This is a genomic window from Rothia mucilaginosa (assembly GCF_049990865.1).
Classification (GTDB): Bacteria; Actinomycetota; Actinomycetes; order Actinomycetales; family Micrococcaceae; genus Rothia; species Rothia mucilaginosa_I.
In genome coordinates, this window is the sequence record NZ_CP188231.1 from 1,170,492 (window position 1) to 1,185,400 (window position 14,909).

The 14,909-nt window shown below is 56.6% G+C and carries 12 protein-coding genes; 11 read left to right on the top strand and 1 reads right to left on the bottom strand.

Features of this window, described 5'->3' with window-relative positions:
- The first annotated feature begins 72 nt into the window (after nt 1–72).
- The 4 genes from ACP3RB_RS04595 (at nt 73) to ACP3RB_RS04610 (ending at nt 7,328) form a co-directional block, all read left to right on the top strand.
- Nucleotides 73–1,608, top strand: a complete 1,536-nt coding sequence (locus ACP3RB_RS04595) for an S-layer homology domain-containing protein (RefSeq protein ID WP_426698636.1) — start codon at nt 73–75, stop codon at nt 1,606–1,608.
- A gap of 341 nt (nt 1,609–1,949) precedes the next feature.
- The gene (locus ACP3RB_RS04600; RefSeq protein WP_426698637.1) at nt 1,950–3,515 is read left to right on the top strand and encodes an S-layer homology domain-containing protein; all 1,566 of its coding nucleotides are present in this window, start codon (nt 1,950–1,952) and stop codon (nt 3,513–3,515) included.
- Nucleotides 3,516–3,787: 272 nt separating this feature from the next.
- Nucleotides 3,788–5,356, top strand: a complete 1,569-nt coding sequence (locus ACP3RB_RS04605) for a gluconolactonase (RefSeq protein ID WP_426698638.1) — start codon at nt 3,788–3,790, stop codon at nt 5,354–5,356.
- Nucleotides 5,357–5,699: 343 nt separating this feature from the next.
- A complete protein-coding gene (locus tag ACP3RB_RS04610; RefSeq protein ID WP_426698639.1) occupies nt 5,700–7,328 on the top strand; it encodes an S-layer homology domain-containing protein in 1,629 nt (542 codons plus the stop codon).
- 136 nt (nt 7,329–7,464) lie between these two features.
- Here ACP3RB_RS04610 and ACP3RB_RS04615 read toward each other — a convergent pair whose 3' ends face one another.
- Nucleotides 7,465–8,397, bottom strand: a complete 933-nt coding sequence (locus ACP3RB_RS04615; RefSeq protein WP_426698640.1) for a Nif3-like dinuclear metal center hexameric protein — start codon at nt 8,395–8,397, stop codon at nt 7,465–7,467.
- Nucleotides 8,398–8,558: 161 nt separating this feature from the next.
- Here ACP3RB_RS04615 and msrA point away from each other — a divergent pair, with 161 nt between their 5' ends.
- The 7 genes from msrA to ACP3RB_RS04650 all read left to right on the top strand — a co-directional run bounded on the left by msrA (nt 8,559) and on the right by ACP3RB_RS04650 (nt 14,838).
- A complete protein-coding gene (gene msrA, locus ACP3RB_RS04620) occupies nt 8,559–9,080 on the top strand; it encodes a peptide-methionine (S)-S-oxide reductase MsrA (RefSeq protein WP_426698641.1) in 522 nt (173 codons plus the stop codon).
- 224 nt (nt 9,081–9,304) lie between these two features.
- Nucleotides 9,305–10,063 (top strand): DUF6318 family protein, encoded by a 759-nt coding sequence (locus tag ACP3RB_RS04625; protein WP_426698642.1) that lies wholly within the window; start codon nt 9,305–9,307, stop codon nt 10,061–10,063.
- Between the two features lie 172 nt (nt 10,064–10,235).
- Nucleotides 10,236–11,030 (top strand): DUF6318 family protein, encoded by a 795-nt coding sequence (locus ACP3RB_RS04630; RefSeq protein WP_424826216.1) that lies wholly within the window; start codon nt 10,236–10,238, stop codon nt 11,028–11,030.
- Nucleotides 11,031–11,321: 291 nt separating this feature from the next.
- Nucleotides 11,322–12,092 (top strand): DUF6318 family protein, encoded by a 771-nt coding sequence (locus tag ACP3RB_RS04635; RefSeq protein ID WP_426698643.1) that lies wholly within the window; start codon nt 11,322–11,324, stop codon nt 12,090–12,092.
- 248 nt (nt 12,093–12,340) lie between these two features.
- On the top strand, nt 12,341–13,078 hold the full coding sequence (locus tag ACP3RB_RS04640; protein WP_426698644.1) for a DUF6318 family protein: 738 nt from the start codon (nt 12,341–12,343) through the stop codon (nt 13,076–13,078).
- A 42-nt stretch (nt 13,079–13,120) separates the two neighbouring features.
- Entirely contained in the window at nt 13,121–13,894 is a 774-nt protein-coding gene (locus ACP3RB_RS04645; RefSeq protein WP_426698645.1) for a DUF6318 family protein, read from the top strand.
- Nucleotides 13,895–14,127: 233 nt separating this feature from the next.
- Nucleotides 14,128–14,838 (top strand): DUF6318 family protein, encoded by a 711-nt coding sequence (locus ACP3RB_RS04650; protein WP_426698646.1) that lies wholly within the window; start codon nt 14,128–14,130, stop codon nt 14,836–14,838.
- The last annotated feature ends 71 nt before the right edge of the window (nt 14,839–14,909 follow it).

The following is a 14,909-nucleotide window of genomic DNA, read 5'->3' on the forward strand; positions in this document are numbered from 1 at the left end:
ACGGAGATTTCTCACCCCAGGAACCCTATGAACCTGCATCATCCCGGTGGGTACGACCCGTTAGGATGATGTATGTCCTCGCTTCCGAACTCTAAGTCTTCTTTCCTCCGTGCGGCGCAGGGGTGCGGCGCGCTGGCGTTGGCTGGTGCTATGGTTCTGCCGATGACCCCGGCGCTGGCTCAGAATGCGGCACCTGTTGCTGATGCACCGGCGGCGAATGCTGTAACCCCCAAGCCGGCTGCTCAAGACGCAGCGGCGCAGCCGACGTACTCCGCTGATTATGACGGTATTCTGTACACCGGCGAGGGCGGCACCGTGACTCTGAAGGGTGCCGGTTTCACTAAGCAGTGGCGTGAGCAGCACGGCACCGTTGTCTTCTACATTGCGGCTACGAAGGACCGCCCCGGTAACGCTGAGCCTTCAACGTCGATGCTCCGCTTTGAAGAGGGTAAGGACTTCACAATTGCCGATGACGGCACTTTTGAGGCTAAGCTGACCATCAAGGCTAAGGCCCTGGAGAGTTTCTACACTCCCATCGATTATTTCCCGGGTATCACCCTGGACGAGGTGCGTTACGAGACGGGTATTTTGACCGAGGCTAAGGGTCAGCCGCAGTCGAGCATTGAGGATATTTGGGCTCGTAAGAACGTTATCGCTCACAATCCGATGTACACCCGCGCTTACCATCCTGAGGTCATGGCACCTAAGTTGAAGTACGACGCACTGAAGGACACCACGAAGGATCAGGAGCTGCTGGTCCAGGGTGAGGGTTTCGTTGGGGAGGAGCTGCCTGGCCGTGAGGGTGCCATGTACGTGATTCGCGAGAAGGGCACCGGCACCCCCGTCCTGGCGATGAGCGATATGAAGTCCTACTATGAAAGCCCCGATGGTGTAACCCGCCTGGAGGGAGGCACTCTTTACCGCACCATCAAGATCCCTGCAAACACCCTGGATCCGTCTAAGCAGTACGTCATTGAGGTGTGGAGCGACTACGACTACGACCTCACCAAGAAGGACAGGCCCCTCATCACCCCGATTGTGGGTTACGCGCCGGAGCACCGCGGTGTTCTTATGGCTCGTCAGGATCTGAAGTTTGAGGGTGTTCCGGACTTCACGGATGCTACTGCGCCCCAGCGAGAATACAAGACCCTGACCTCGAAGCTCACCTACCAGGAGCAGAAGCAGCGCGCTACTCGCGGCGAGTTGACTGCGGCGCTGTACGCTCAGGCTGGCAGCCCCAAGGTGAACCTCCCGGCAGTCTCCCCGTGGCCGGATGTGAAGACGACCGACCCGAACTACTCCGCTTACGTGTGGGCTCGTCAGAAGGGTATTACTTTCGGCTGGTCGGACGGCAAGTTCCACGCGGATGCCGGTATTTCGAACGCTACTGTTGCGGCGTTTACTTACCGTGCGGCGGGTTCCCCGGCTGTTTCTGGTGTTTCTTCGTTCACGGATGTTAATCCGAGTTCCGCCTTCTACCGTGAGATTCTGTGGTCCACTCAGCAGTATGTCATTACTCCGGATTTCGGCGCTTTTAATGCGACGGATCTGGTGAATCGTGGTCAGCTGGAGCAGATGCTGTTCAATTTTCAGAACCGTGCTAAGTAAGGCGCGTTAGTTCCGCGCTAACTACCCCCGTGTTCCCGAACAGGTTTTCTGTTTGGGAACACGGGGTTTTCTGCGCCCGTTTTCTGCACCATTTTTCTGTGCATATTCTTTGAGTGTTCGCAGGGTCGTTGAGGCACAAAAATTTCAGGACTTTCAACTGTTCCTTGAGTGTTTTCGCAATTTCTCATTGAGGGTTTGGTAGGGTGAGAATACCCCAAAACAGATGGGGATAATCAACGAATTTCTTATTGGATTAGCGCGACTTCAACGGTGAAGATTCGGTTGGGAATCATCCTGCAGGAATTGCAAACATCCAATGGGACGTACCATAAGGATGTTTTATGTCCCCACTTCCGAGTTCTAAGTTTTCATTCCGCCGTGCAACGCAGGGTTATTGCGCGCTCATGTTGGCTGGCACTATGGTCCTGCCGATGACACCGACGCTGGCTCAGGACACAGTACCGGTCACTAACAATTCTGTCGCTAACGCACCGGTTACCGATACTGCTTCCCCGGTTTCCCAGGACGTCACGGATGGCCCGTCTTTCACCATTGATTATGGGGAGGGTGCGGCTTTGTACACCGATGAGTACAACGAAATTACGGTGAGGGGCACCGGTCTCACCAAGGAATGGCGTGAGCAGCACGGCGAGGCAGTCCTTTACATTGCCGCTACAGAGCATCATCCCGATAACGTTGAGCCTTCAAGGTCGGTGCTTTTCTTTGGAGAAGGTTGGCGTTTCCCTATTGCCGATGACGGTACTTTTGAGGCAAAGCTGACGATCAGATATGGCGACTTGGAGAGTTTCTACACTCCCGCTTATGGGGTCCCGTATTTCCGCGGGGAGGATGTGCGCTATGAGATTGGTATCCTCACAGTGGGCGAGGATCAGCCGTGGCCGACCATTGAGGATATTTGGGCTCGTAAGAACGTGGCTATTCACAAGCCAATATATACCCGTCGCCATCCTGAAATTATCGGGGCCCACTGGAGGTACGATGCACTGAAGGACACCACGAAAGATCAAGAGCTGATGATTGAGGGTGAGGGTTTCAGCGCGTATGAGCTCCCCGGTCGTGAGGGTGTCATGTACACAATTCGTGAGAAGGGCACCGGCACCCCCGTCCTGCTCATGAGCGAGATGGAGCGCTACTACGATCGCGGCCATGGCACACTTCAGCTGTGGGGAAACGCTGTTTACCGCACCATCAAAATTCCCGCGAACACTCTGGATCCGTCTAAGCAGTACGTCCTTGAAGCGTGGAGCGACTACGGCTATGTCAGCCAGACGGATAAGACTCTGATTACACCGATGGTGGGTTACGCGCCGGAGCACCGCGGTGTTCTCATAGGCCGTCAGGACCTGAAGTTTGAAGGTCTTGAGGAATTCACGAATGTATCTTTACCCAAGCCCAAGTATAAGCACCTCTTCTCAAAGCTTAGCGATGAGGAACAGCAGCAGCGCGCTACTCGCGGTGAGCTAGCTGCGGCACTGTACCTTCAAGCTGGCGCCCCCAAGGTGAACCTCCCTGCAGTCTCCCCGTGGCCGGATGTAAAGACAGACGACCCGAACTACGCCGCGTACATTTGGGTTCGTGAGAAGGGCATTAGCTACGGCTGGTCTGATGGTAAGTTCCACGCGGATGCAGGTATTTCACGCGCTACTGTTGCGGCGTTCACCTACCGTGCGGCGGGTTCCCCGGCTGTTTCTGGTGTTTCTTCGTTCACGGATGTACATCCAAGTTCCGCCTTCTACCGCGAGATTTTGTGGTCTACTCAGCATGGTGTCATCAATCCGCAAAGGGGTATTTTTGAGGCAACCACGATGGTAAATCGTGGTGAGCTGGAGCAGATGATGTTTATTTTTCAGAACCGCACTGACTATGGTGGGCTGGTTCTAGTCTGAGTCTATGACCCCGTGTTCCCAGACAGGTTTTCTGTTTGGGAACACGGGGTTAGCTTTTATTGGCTGATCAACCTGTGAAATGCCTCAAAACCTTCAAGCATCCCTTGAGCGTTCTCTGACATCGTTTCGAGGGTTTGATAGGGTGAAAATGTCCCCGAAACCGACGGGGCTTCCAATCACTTTTCTCATAGGGTGTGTGCAGATTCAATGGCGAATTCCCTACTCGCCACTGAACCAGTACAGTCCCGAAGAAACAACTTTAAGGATTTCTTATGTCCTCGCTTCCGAACTCTAAGTCTTCTTTCCTCCGCGCAGCTCAGGGGTGCGGCGCGCTGGCGTTGGCTGGTGCTATGGTTCTGCCGATGACCCCGGCGGTGGCTCAGAATGCGGTTCCTGCCGCTGATGCCGCCGTTGCTGCCGCTACCCCGCAGGCAGTTCACCAGGTCGCTGCGGCTACCCCGACCCTGAACGTTTCCATCCCTGACGGTTACAAGTACGATGGCGTAAACGCATCCCTCGTCACGACCGAGGGCGGTACCGTCCACGTGAAGGGCGCGGGCTACACCAAGGAGTGGCGCGCTCAGCACGGTACCGTGGCACTGTACATTGCTCCCGCGAACTACGCGCCCTCCGGCTACGAGATTCCTACCTCGAAGATGCTGCGCTTTGTGGAGGGTCAGGACTTCACCATTGCCGATGACGGCACTTTTGAGGCTGACCTGAAGGTTGAGGCGTACAAGCTTGCCGCCTACTACTTCGTTGATGATGACAACTTCCACGATCCGACCGGCGGCACCAAGTACGATGTCCGCTACGAGATTCACGTGGTTGCTGAGCAGAAGGGTCAGAAGCCGCTGACCGCTCAGGAACTGTGGACCAGCAAGAACGTGGTGAGCACCCAGGTTCTGAACACTCTGGGTGAGAAGCCGGAGCCGTTCGCACCGCGCCTGGGCTACAACAGTGTGGCTGATTCCGCAAAGTCGCAGGATCTGAACGTTGGCGCTCAGGGCTTCTACGGTGAGATTCACTCCGTCAAGGGTGTTCAGTTCGTGGTTCGTGAGAAGGGTTCGAACACCCCGGTTCTGGCAACCAGCGACATTATCGAGTTTGACCACCCCACCGAGTCTTCGGCGTACCGTGACGGCAACCTGTACGGTAACGTGCATCTTCCGGCAAACACCCTGAACGCTTCGAAGAAATACGTAATTGAGGTCTGGGCTAATGACGGCTACGGCGAGAACGGCGAGCTGATTGCACCGGTCGTGGGCAAGTCCACCGAGGGCCGCGGTACCCTGCTCGCATGGCAGGATCTGGACCTGAACGGTACGAACGGTTACCGGGACGCAAACCTGCCCAACGCTCAGGATCCTAAGAAGGACGACCAGAAGCCTGCTCCTTCCGACGAGAAGCTGAAGACTCCCGCAACCCGCGGTGAGCTCGCAGCTGCCCTGTACGTTCAGGCAGGCACCCCCGAGGTGAAGCTGCCCGAGACCTCCCCCTGGCCGGATGTGAAGACTGACGACCCGAACTTCCCCGCTTACGTGTGGGCTCGTCAGAAAGGTATTACCTTCGGTTGGTCGGACGGCAAGTTCCACGCGGATGCCGGTATTTCAAACGCTACCGTTGCGGCGTTCGCCTACCGTGCGGCTGGTTCACCCGCGGTTAAGGGCAACTCCCCCTACAGCGATGTTGCTCCCGGTTCGGCGTTCTACAGTGAGATTCTGTGGGCTCAGCAGAACAAGGTGGTGCTGAACGCTAGCGGCGCTTTTGATGCTCAGCACATGGTGACTCATGGTGAGCTGGAGACTCTGATTGAGGCGTTCCAGGCTCGCGCTAAGTAAGGTCGTTTAGACCGCCCACGTCCCCCTCGGGTTTTACCTTGAGGGCGCGTGCGGCGCGGCGCATCGGACAGCTCTCTGATTCCCCGTGCTCCCGAATTGTTTTCTGTTCGGGAGCACGGGGTTCAGCTTTTAACAGCTGCCGCTGTGTGAGATTTCTCGAAACCTTAAAGTATTCCTTGAGTGTTTCCTGACAAGCGTTCAACGCTTTGATAGGGTGAGGATATCCCCGAAACCGAGGGGATTTTCAACCACTTTTCTCATAGGGCGTGCGCAGATTCGACGGTAGATTCTCAGCCTGCAGGTAAGCTCGCGCAGCCCGGAGAAATAACCCTAAGGATATTTCATGTCCTCACTTCCGAACTCTAAGTCTTCATTCTTCCACGCGGCTCGCAACTGCAGTGCACTGGCGCTGGCGGGCGCGATGGTCCTGCCGATGACCCCGGTGCTAGCCCAGGACGCAGTGCCCGCCGCAAACGTGCCTGTTACTAACGCACCGGCTGTAAATGCCCCCGCCCCTGCAACTCAGGATGTCGCGGATGAGCCGTCTTTCACTGTTGTTTATGAGGATTACTACTTCCAGAACGGCCGTGACTACATCGAGCAAGAGGGCGACGGTCTGTACACCGGTGAGGATAGTAAAATTACGGTTCTGGGCACCGGATTCACCAAGGAGTGGCGCGAGCAGCACGGCAAGGTTGTCGTCTACATCGTGCCTGAGGAGAACGTCCCCTACAACGCTCTGCAGATGACCGACACTCTTCTGCGGTTTGAAGAGGGCAAGGACTTCACCATTGACGATGACGGCACCTTTGTCGCCACTCTGAAGGTTAAGGCTAATACTTTGCCGAGTTACTACACCCTCACGGAGTATTTTCCGGATATGACTCTGGACAAGGTGCGTTACGAGGTTGGTATCCTCGCCGAGCCTACGGGCCAGCCGCAGTCAACCGTTCAGGATATCTGGGCTCGCAAGAACGTTGTGACGCATCACGGTCTGAGCACCAATGATTATCACTTCGACACTTTCGCACCTAAGTTGAAATACGATGCTCTGAAGGACCCCACGAAGGATCAGGAACTGCTGATTCAGGGGCAGGGCTTCGTGGGGAATAACATCCCCGGCGCCGAGGGCATGATGTACGTCATTCGCGAGAAGGGCACGGGTTCCCCCGTCCTGGTCATGAGCGAGATGAAGCATTACGTCCAAGGCGATGATGAATACGAGACGAGCCTGGAGGGAGGCTTCGCTTTCGTCAATCTCAAGATTCCCGCGAACACGCTGGATCCGTCCAAGCAGTACGTCATTGAGGCGTGGAGCGACTACGGTTACCCCAGCAAGACGGATAAGACTCTCATCACCCCGATGGTGGGTTTTGCCCCGGAGCACCGCGGCGTTCTTTTGGCGCACCAGGATTTGAAGTTTGAGGGTGTCCAGCGGTTCACGAATGCTTACGTACCCGTAGAGGAACGTATGTACTTTTCGACATCGTTGAACGACGAGGAACGGAATCAGCCCGCCACCCGCGGTGAGCTGGCTTCCGCCCTTTATGAGATGAAGGGCAGCCCCAAGGTGGACCTTCCTGAAGTCTCCCCGTGGCCGGATGTGAAGACGGACGACCCGAACTACGCCGCCTACATTTGGGCTCGTGAAAAGGGCGTTACTTTCGGCGGGCCTGACGGAAAGTTCCACGCGGAGGACGGTCTCACGAATGCAACCGTTGCCGCAATGATTTACCGTGCGTCTGGTTCACCGGAAGTATCGGGTGTTTCGTCCTTCCCGGATGTTACGCCGGATTCCGCGTTCTACCGTGAGATTCTGTGGGCTACCCAGCAGAATGTTATTACTCCCGAGACCGGCATGTTTGAACCGAATCATGCTGTGACCCGCATTGAATTGGACTGGACGTTGTTTTATTACCGGCATCGTGTGATGAACCCTATCACTACCGGTCTGTATCGCATTGCTAACTAAGTAGGCCAGGTAACTAAGTAGGCCGGCCGGTTCTAGCCCGGGCACCTCGTCACAACGGACGGGGTGCCCGGGCTCTTACGCGCTGAGGGAATCCGCGCGGATTCTTCTAGAGTTCTCGCCCCCTAGAATTCTCGCCCTAGAGTTCCCACGCGGGGGCTGCGGCGGTGCTTGCCGAGCGCGCATCCTGACCGGTTGCCACGCCGGTGGAGACGGTGAAGTCCCACGGGTCGGTGTTCAGTGCGGACAGCTTCGTTTCGATGGCGAAGCCGCGTTCGGCGAGCAGGGCACGCAGACGGTTTGCCGCCGACTGCAGCCAGAGTGATTCGCTGGCGGCGTGGGAGCAATCAATCAGGGCGATGTTGCTGCCGTCGACTCGTGCGGTTTCGCGGAATTCGCTGGCGGGGTGGTGGCGCAGGTCGGCGGTAATGTACACCTGCGCGTCGGTGGCCCGCACAGCGTCGAAGAGGGAGTCACCGGCACCACCGCAGAGGGCGACGCGGTGGATCGGCTGGTCGGCGCGTCCGGCGATACGCAGGCCGCCGGCGGTTGCAGGCAGTGCCGCAGCGAGGCGTTCTGCCAGCTCCTTGAGGGTGATTTCTTCGGGCAGAGTGCCGAGGCGGCCGGTGCCTACCGCGTGTTCCTGCTCGTCGAGTACCTGGGTTTGCGCTTCAGTGAGCGGTTCGCGGTCAATCAGGCCGATAGCGTCACAGAGTGCTTCGTTCACACCTTCAACGGCGGCATCTGCGTTGGTGTGCGCGCCGAGCAGGCCGCATCCGCCCTCGATGAGGGTGTGCAGAACGTTGCCCTTGTAGTCGCTGTCGGGAATGAACTTTGCGCCGCGGAGCAGCAGCGGGTGGTGGGTGATGAGCAGCTGTGCCCCTTCGTCTATGGCTTCTTCGGCGGTGGCGGTGAGGGCGTCTACTGCGAAGAGGACGGTGCTCACTTTAGCGGCGCCACGTCCGGCGACGAGGCCGGAGGCATCCCATCCGGCGGCGAGCTGCGGCGGGAAGAGCGTGTGGAAGGCGTCGACGACTTCTGCGAGGGTGGGGGTTTCTAGTTTTTCAGTCATACCTCTATTGTGGCAGGTGGCGCAGTGGGGATGTGGCGGGGTTGCGGGCGGTTTACGCCGAAGCCTGCGACTGTGCAGGAATATTGTGCGGCGCGGCGGTGTTCTTTAGGTAGTGTGGTTTTCTACATGTTAGTTCGAAGCTCACTATTCGAGGAGGAATCATGACTGATGTTGTACTTGCCGGCGGCTGTTTCTGGTGCCTGGATGCGGTGTACCGCCAGTTCCGCGGGGTTGAGGCGAGCGTCTGCGGCTACACGGGCGGCGATACTCCCGACCCTGATTATCGTTCGGTGTGTTCGGGCGCGACCGGGCATCAGGAGGCGCTGAAGCTCAGCTTTGACCCGCAGGTGATTGACCTGGATACGGTGTTGGATATTTTCTTCACGAGCCACGACCCGACGAGCTGGGATCGTCAGGGTGCGGATACCGGTTCGCAGTACCGTTCGGTGCTTTTCTACGCGGATGAGCAGCAGCGTGAGGCGTTTGAGCGTGCGGTGGCGCGTGCTCAGCAGCTGTACCCCTCCCCCATTGTTACGGAGATTAAGCCCTTGGGCGTGTTCTATGAGGCGGAGGAGTATCACCAGAATTATTACGCGTTGAATCCGGCGCAGGGTTATTGTGCGTTTGTGGTGAGCCCGAAGGTGGCTCAGGCGCGCCGTAATTTTGCGCATCTGCTCCGCTAGCTGCCCCGTTAGCCGCTCTGTTAGCCGGTGCATCCGGTTCAGTCGAGGCGTATTACGTTGTTCACCCCGTAGCTGTCTTTTGTTGTGCGACAGCTGCGGGGTGTCTTCATATGCCTGGCTATTTGTTGTTCGCCTGCGCTTTACGGTTGCTATAAGGTGCGCCCGGTATGATGGGGGTGTCGACTCACTCCCCTTTGTCCGTTGACCTCACCGAAAGACTGCTGATGACTAGCTCCTCTTTTAAGCCCGTCGCTTTGAGCCGCCGCGCCGTGTTGGGTGCGGGCGGTGTTGGTCTTGCCGCCGTGTTGTCTGCGTGTGCGCGTACGGTGCATCCGCCGGTTGATGTTGCCGCTTCTGATTCGGCGAGCTCGTCTGCTTCGCCGGCGTTGCCGTCTGCGAATAAGTCGTATAAGGGTAAGGTCACTTTCGATAACTTTGAGAAGAACGGCGAGTACGTTCCTGCCACGGCTGAGAAGAAGGCGCAGAATGTGCCCAAACCGATCATGCCGGAGAAGGTGCAGGAGCTGAGTATTGACGGTATTTATGCGCTGATTGGCTATTGGATTTCTAGTTTTAATTATCTGGCGTTGACGGGTGATATTGAGCCGTTGAAGAAGACGGATCCTAGTAGTGAGTACTATAAGGAGCTTGAGCCGATGGTCAAGCTCTATGAGACGGGGCGCGGCTGGATTTATGACACGAGTGAGCCGATGTCTGTGTATCTGACGACGGATACTCCCACGCAGATTGAGGGTGACCGTATTCTTTATTTCTGGCGTGCCCGTTCGCTGGTTGATCAGAATGGGAAGAGGCATCTGACGGAGGGCGATAACCGCGATAAGTCCCTGGTTGGGGCGGCGGATGCGCAGGGCCAGGCGATGAGGATTGTTGTGGAGTATAAGGAGGGTGCTTGGTTTATGAGCACTCAGAAAGATAAGGATGCTGATAAGAGCTCGAATTCTGCGAGTGCTTCAGCTTCTTAGTCTTCTGTTGTCCTTGTCTGTGTCTTCGCTATAGTGCTTTGGGGCGGTATTAGGTAGGGCTTCGTAATCGACACTATATGGCGACTTCTGCGGGGCGGCTGTGTGCTTGCCGGTATGATGGGATTGTCGACTCACTCAATTTCCTCTGTTGACTTCCTTTGAAAGGCTGATAATGACGAGCCCTTCCCCCACCTCTGCTGGTATGTCCCGCCGCGTGGCGCTGGGTGCAACCGGTGCCGGTGTGCTGGCTGCATTGACTGCGTGTGCCAGTGATATTCGCCCGCTGGCTGACGGTAGCGCATCCAGCTCTCCTTCTGCTTCTGCAAGTGCGTCCGAAAGCGCATCCGCGAGTGCCTCGGCTAGCGCTTCAGCTTCTGCTTCTTCCGGCAAGTCCTACAAGGGCTTTGTGAAGTTCGATAACTTCGAGAAGAACGGCGAATACGTTCCTGCCACGGCTGAGAAGAAGGCGCAGAACGTGCCGAAGCCTCTCGTTCCGGCGAACATGAACGATCAGAACGTTGATGGCTTGTACGCGTTCATCGGCTACTGGCTGGCGAGCTTTAACTATGCACTGATGACCGGCGATGCTGAGCCGATGAAGAAGGCTGACCCTGCAGATGTGTATGCGAAGAGCCTGGAGGAATTTACGTACATGTACGAGAGCAATCTGGGCTGGATGTACGGTACGGATACCCCGGTTACTATTGAGCTGATTACTGGTTCACCGCAGAAGGCATCCGGTAGCACTACCCGTTACAACTGGCCGGGTTACATGAACTACAGCCCTGATGCGAAGATTCATCGTGAGGGCAAGTCTGACCAGCCCCTTAAGACGGATTCCAGCCAGAAGGGCCAACTGATGAAGGCTGCTGTGGAATACAAGGACGGTAAGTGGTTTATGCTCACCGGCAATGAAGGCTCTTCTTCGTCGGCTTCCGGTTCTTCTTCTAGCTCTTCTTCTGTCTAGACCCCACCATAATGGTCAGGCGTAACGGCTTATGATGAGCTTCTCCCCGCCCGCGGTAATGCACCGTGGGCGGGGTTTCTTTATGCCGAAACTCTGCGAAAATTCTGCCGAAACTCTGCGGAAACCCAGGGAACACCCAGGGGAAAACCCCGCGGATGTTCGGGGTTGGTGGAGGGCGCCTCGGGTACGCTTAATGTATATACATTGACGTACTACATGTGGTCTTTACCTGCAGGTTGTGAGCCCCGTGCTGATGGCTTTGGGGGTGAAGGTTCCGACGAAGGACTTCCGATGACTACTTTCTTCACTCGACGTACTGCCCTGGGTGTTGCTGTTGCTGGCGCGCTTTCTGCGTTGACTGCGTGTGCCAGCGATATTCGTCCGCTAGCTGGCGGCACCGGCTCGGCTTCTCCGTCGGAGGCGGCCACCGCCTCCGAGACTGCCTCCCCGTCGGCGTCTGCGAGCGCTTCTCCTTCGGCGTCTGAGAGTGCTTCTGCGAGTGCTTCTGCCGCTTCGGGGCTTCGCTCTTCGGGTAAGTCCTATAAGGGTGCGATAAAGTTCGATAGCTATGAGAAGACCGGCGAGTATGTTCCGGCGAGCGCTACGAATCCGGCGGAGAATATGCCGAAGCCTGTTCCTCCGGCGAATATGAAGGAGCACAGCGTTGATGGTGCGTATGCTTTCTTGAGTTTCTGGCTGGCGAGCTTGAACTATTTGATGATGACGGGTGACCCGCACCCGATTGAGATTGTTTACCATGATGGCTACGGCTGGGAAAAATATCCCAGCACGATTAAGCTGTATGCGTTGGGTGCTGGTTGGGTGTACGGTACGGAAACTCCGTATATTGTTGAGCTGCTAACGGACGCTCCGCGTGAGGTGCCGGGTAGCGATAATACTCGCTTTATTTGGGAAGGCTATTCCTACATGGACCCGAAGATGATGCGCCATTTTAGGAATCAGCCGGAGAAGGCGACGAGTGCTGATGAGTCGAAGAAGAAGGTGGCGAGGTTCCGTCTGGAGTACAAGGACGGCAAGTGGGAGCTGTCTAGCGCCGCTTAGTTGCCGTCTGGCGGAGGGTTTTCCCCTCGTGGTGATTTCTCATGGTGTAAGACCCCGCACCTGGTAAAACGCTGGGTGTGGGGTCTTAATTTTCTGAACATGCGAGGTGGCCACAGGGCTATCTGGTGGCTCTCGGGTAACCTTAAATGTATATACATTGACGTACTGATAGGCCTGTACGGGGTGCGTATGCACACCACGGTGTGTGGCGTGATTTGCTTTGTATTGGCTCCAACGAAGGGCTTCCGATGACTACCTTCTTCACTCGACGTACTCTCCTGGGTGTGGGTGCGACCGGTATTCTTGCGGCGCTGACTGCTTGCGCTAGCGATATTCGCCCGCTGTCGCAGGGTTCCGGCGGTTCCTCCGGTTCGCCTTCTGCTGCTTCTGGTGCGGCTTCTTCTTCTGCGAGCGCCTCTGCGTCGCCTTCGCCCACTGATGATCACACTCCCGGCTCGTATGTTGGCCCGATTAAGTTCAATAACTACGAGCGGAACGGCACCTACATTGCGGCGAGTGCGAATGCGCCGGCGCAGAACGTGCCGAGGCCCCTCATCCCGGAGAAGATGAAGGAGAACAGCCCCGAGGGTGCCTACGCTCTGATGGGTTATTGGCTTGCCTCCCAGAATTATCTGATTCTGACTGGCGATGTTGAGCCGCTGATGCAGGCGGATCCGGCAAAGGCTTTTTTGAAGAACTCTAAGACCATGATTAAGCTCTACGAGTCGGGCCTGGGTTGGATTTACGGTTCGGATCAGCCGTACAAGATTGAGATTGCGGAGAACGAGCTTCAGCCGGTTGCTAATAAGCCGAACCGTTATGAGTGGCTTGTGACCGTCGCCTATGACCCTGCCGCTAAGTACCACATTGAGGGTGAGCCTGATGCGACTATCGTTGAGGAGGAAAAGACGATTCCTCGCACGACGAAGTTCATCATGGAGTACAAGGAAGGCATGTGGCGCATGCTCCTGGATAACAACAGCTAAATTTCTTCATCTTCTGACACACATTACTTAAGGATTTTTTTCATGGCTACTTTTCTTTCTCGACGTGCCGCACTAGCTGCTGCTACCGGCGCCGGCGCGGCTGCGGCGCTGACTGCCTGCGCTAGCGATATCCGCCCGCTGGCTGATAGCTCCGCCTCCGGTGAGGCTTCGCCTTCGGCAAGCGCTTCTGAGTCCGCGAGTGCATCCCCCTCGGCATCGGCGTCGGTGTCGGCGTCTTCTTCCGCTAAGAAGTCGTACAAGGGCGCGGTGAAGCTCGACAAGTACGAGAATAACGGCGAATACGTTCGAGCAACTGCCACTCAGAAGGCACAGAACGTGCCGAAGCCTGTTGTTCCGGAAAAGATGCACGAGGCAACCATTGAGGGCATGTACGAGTTCCTCTGCTACTGGGTGGCAAGCTTCAACTACATGTTCATGACGGGCGATTACGAGCCTCTCAAGAAAGCTGACCCTGAAGGCCGCTATGCGAACGATCAGGCCAATGCCGTTCTTATCTACTCTTCCGGTAAGGGCTGGGTGTATGACACGGATGCACCGGTTACCGTTCAGCTGCTGACTGATGCTCCCAAAAAAGTCGAGGGCGGCCCCAACCGTTACGATTGGCTCGGACGCATCATCTATGATCCCAACGCAAAGGCCCGCGTTGAAGGTCATGACCCTGTTCCCCTGGTTGAGGGATCGACCAAGAGCGAGGCGACCAATTTTCCGTTTGATTATAAGGACGGCGCCTGGTTCTTGCTTAGTGATGAAGAAGCCGACTCCCCCTCTTCAGAGGCAAGTAGCGCTGGCGCCTAACCCGCGTTCCTAGCCACTTGTCCTAGCCACTTATGGCGATGAGAGAAGCCCCCGTATGCAGTTGAGGCTGCGTGCGGGAGCTTCCCCTTTTTCGCTTGCATAGCTTTTGTTTACATGACCTGCGTGCGGTTGTGTTGAACTGCCCCCAGACGATCAGCTGCAGGCTTCGAACGTGTCACCCAACCTGCTCGGGTACGCTTAAAAGCACACGAACAAACCATTGAGGGGTTCTCATGCCTACCTTCATTACCCGACGCACCGCCCTGGCTGTCACCGCTGCCGCCGCGCTCGCTTCCTTGACTGCCTGCGCGAGCGATATCCGCCCGCTGGAGGACCCGAGCGTAGTTGACCCGATGCGCCCCTACAAGGGCGAGTTGAAGTTCAATAGCTACAAGTCCACGGGAACCTACCGCCCCGCAAGCGCCACGGAGAAGGCGGAGAACCCGCCCATGCCCGTCCCTCCCCAGAATATGAAGTCGAAGACGACCTCGGGCATGTACGCGGCGGTGGGCTACTGGGTCGCATCGGTGAATTATCTGACCATTACCGGTAATAATGAACCGTTCAAGGTCGTGGACCTGGACGGTATCTACGTGCAGAAGATGAAGTCGTATGTAGAGTTGTACGCAAAGGGTGAGGGGTGGATGTACGGCACCGAGACGCCGCTCATGGCTGAGCTGACCGAGGAGACCCCGCAGAAGGTTGACGATCAGCAGTACCGTTGGAAGGGTATTGTCCGTGGCCATAAGGATGCTGTTCTCCATTACGTACCCGAGGACAGGGACATTCGTGTGGGTGAGTCGAGCGGTGATTCCAGTAACGATGAGGTCACTTTTGTGTTGAACTATCGAGACGATGCGTGGATGGTCACCGTTGAGACGAAGAATTCCTCGACGACTTCTCCCGGTTCCTCGGGTGGGAGCGATTCTGGCCTTAACGTTTAGGATGCGGCGGCGCTGGAAAATACGGACGCAGGAAAGCGGCGGTGTAGGAAAGCAGCAGCACAGGAGGATGA

Excerpts from the sequence above, each read along its gene's own strand:
- ACP3RB_RS04595 (WP_426698636.1), top strand. The coding sequence starts at position 73 with ATGTCCTCGCTTCCGAACTCTAAGTCTTCTTTCCTCCGTGCGGCGCAG.
- ACP3RB_RS04645 (WP_426698645.1), top strand. The coding sequence starts at position 13,121 with ATGGCTACTTTTCTTTCTCGACGTGCCGCACTAGCTGCTGCTACCGGC.
- ACP3RB_RS04605 (WP_426698638.1), top strand. The coding sequence starts at position 3,788 with ATGTCCTCGCTTCCGAACTCTAAGTCTTCTTTCCTCCGCGCAGCTCAG.
- ACP3RB_RS04600 (WP_426698637.1), top strand. The coding sequence starts at position 1,950 with ATGTCCCCACTTCCGAGTTCTAAGTTTTCATTCCGCCGTGCAACGCAG.
- ACP3RB_RS04615 (WP_426698640.1), bottom strand. The coding sequence starts at position 8,397 with ATGACTGAAAAACTAGAAACCCCCACCCTCGCAGAAGTCGTCGACGCC.
- ACP3RB_RS04610 (WP_426698639.1), top strand. The coding sequence starts at position 5,700 with ATGTCCTCACTTCCGAACTCTAAGTCTTCATTCTTCCACGCGGCTCGC.
- msrA (WP_426698641.1), top strand. The coding sequence starts at position 8,559 with ATGACTGATGTTGTACTTGCCGGCGGCTGTTTCTGGTGCCTGGATGCG.
- ACP3RB_RS04640 (WP_426698644.1), top strand. The coding sequence starts at position 12,341 with ATGACTACCTTCTTCACTCGACGTACTCTCCTGGGTGTGGGTGCGACC.
- ACP3RB_RS04630 (WP_424826216.1), top strand. The coding sequence starts at position 10,236 with ATGACGAGCCCTTCCCCCACCTCTGCTGGTATGTCCCGCCGCGTGGCG.
- ACP3RB_RS04635 (WP_426698643.1), top strand. The coding sequence starts at position 11,322 with ATGACTACTTTCTTCACTCGACGTACTGCCCTGGGTGTTGCTGTTGCT.
- ACP3RB_RS04625 (WP_426698642.1), top strand. The coding sequence starts at position 9,305 with ATGACTAGCTCCTCTTTTAAGCCCGTCGCTTTGAGCCGCCGCGCCGTG.
- ACP3RB_RS04650 (WP_426698646.1), top strand. The coding sequence starts at position 14,128 with ATGCCTACCTTCATTACCCGACGCACCGCCCTGGCTGTCACCGCTGCC.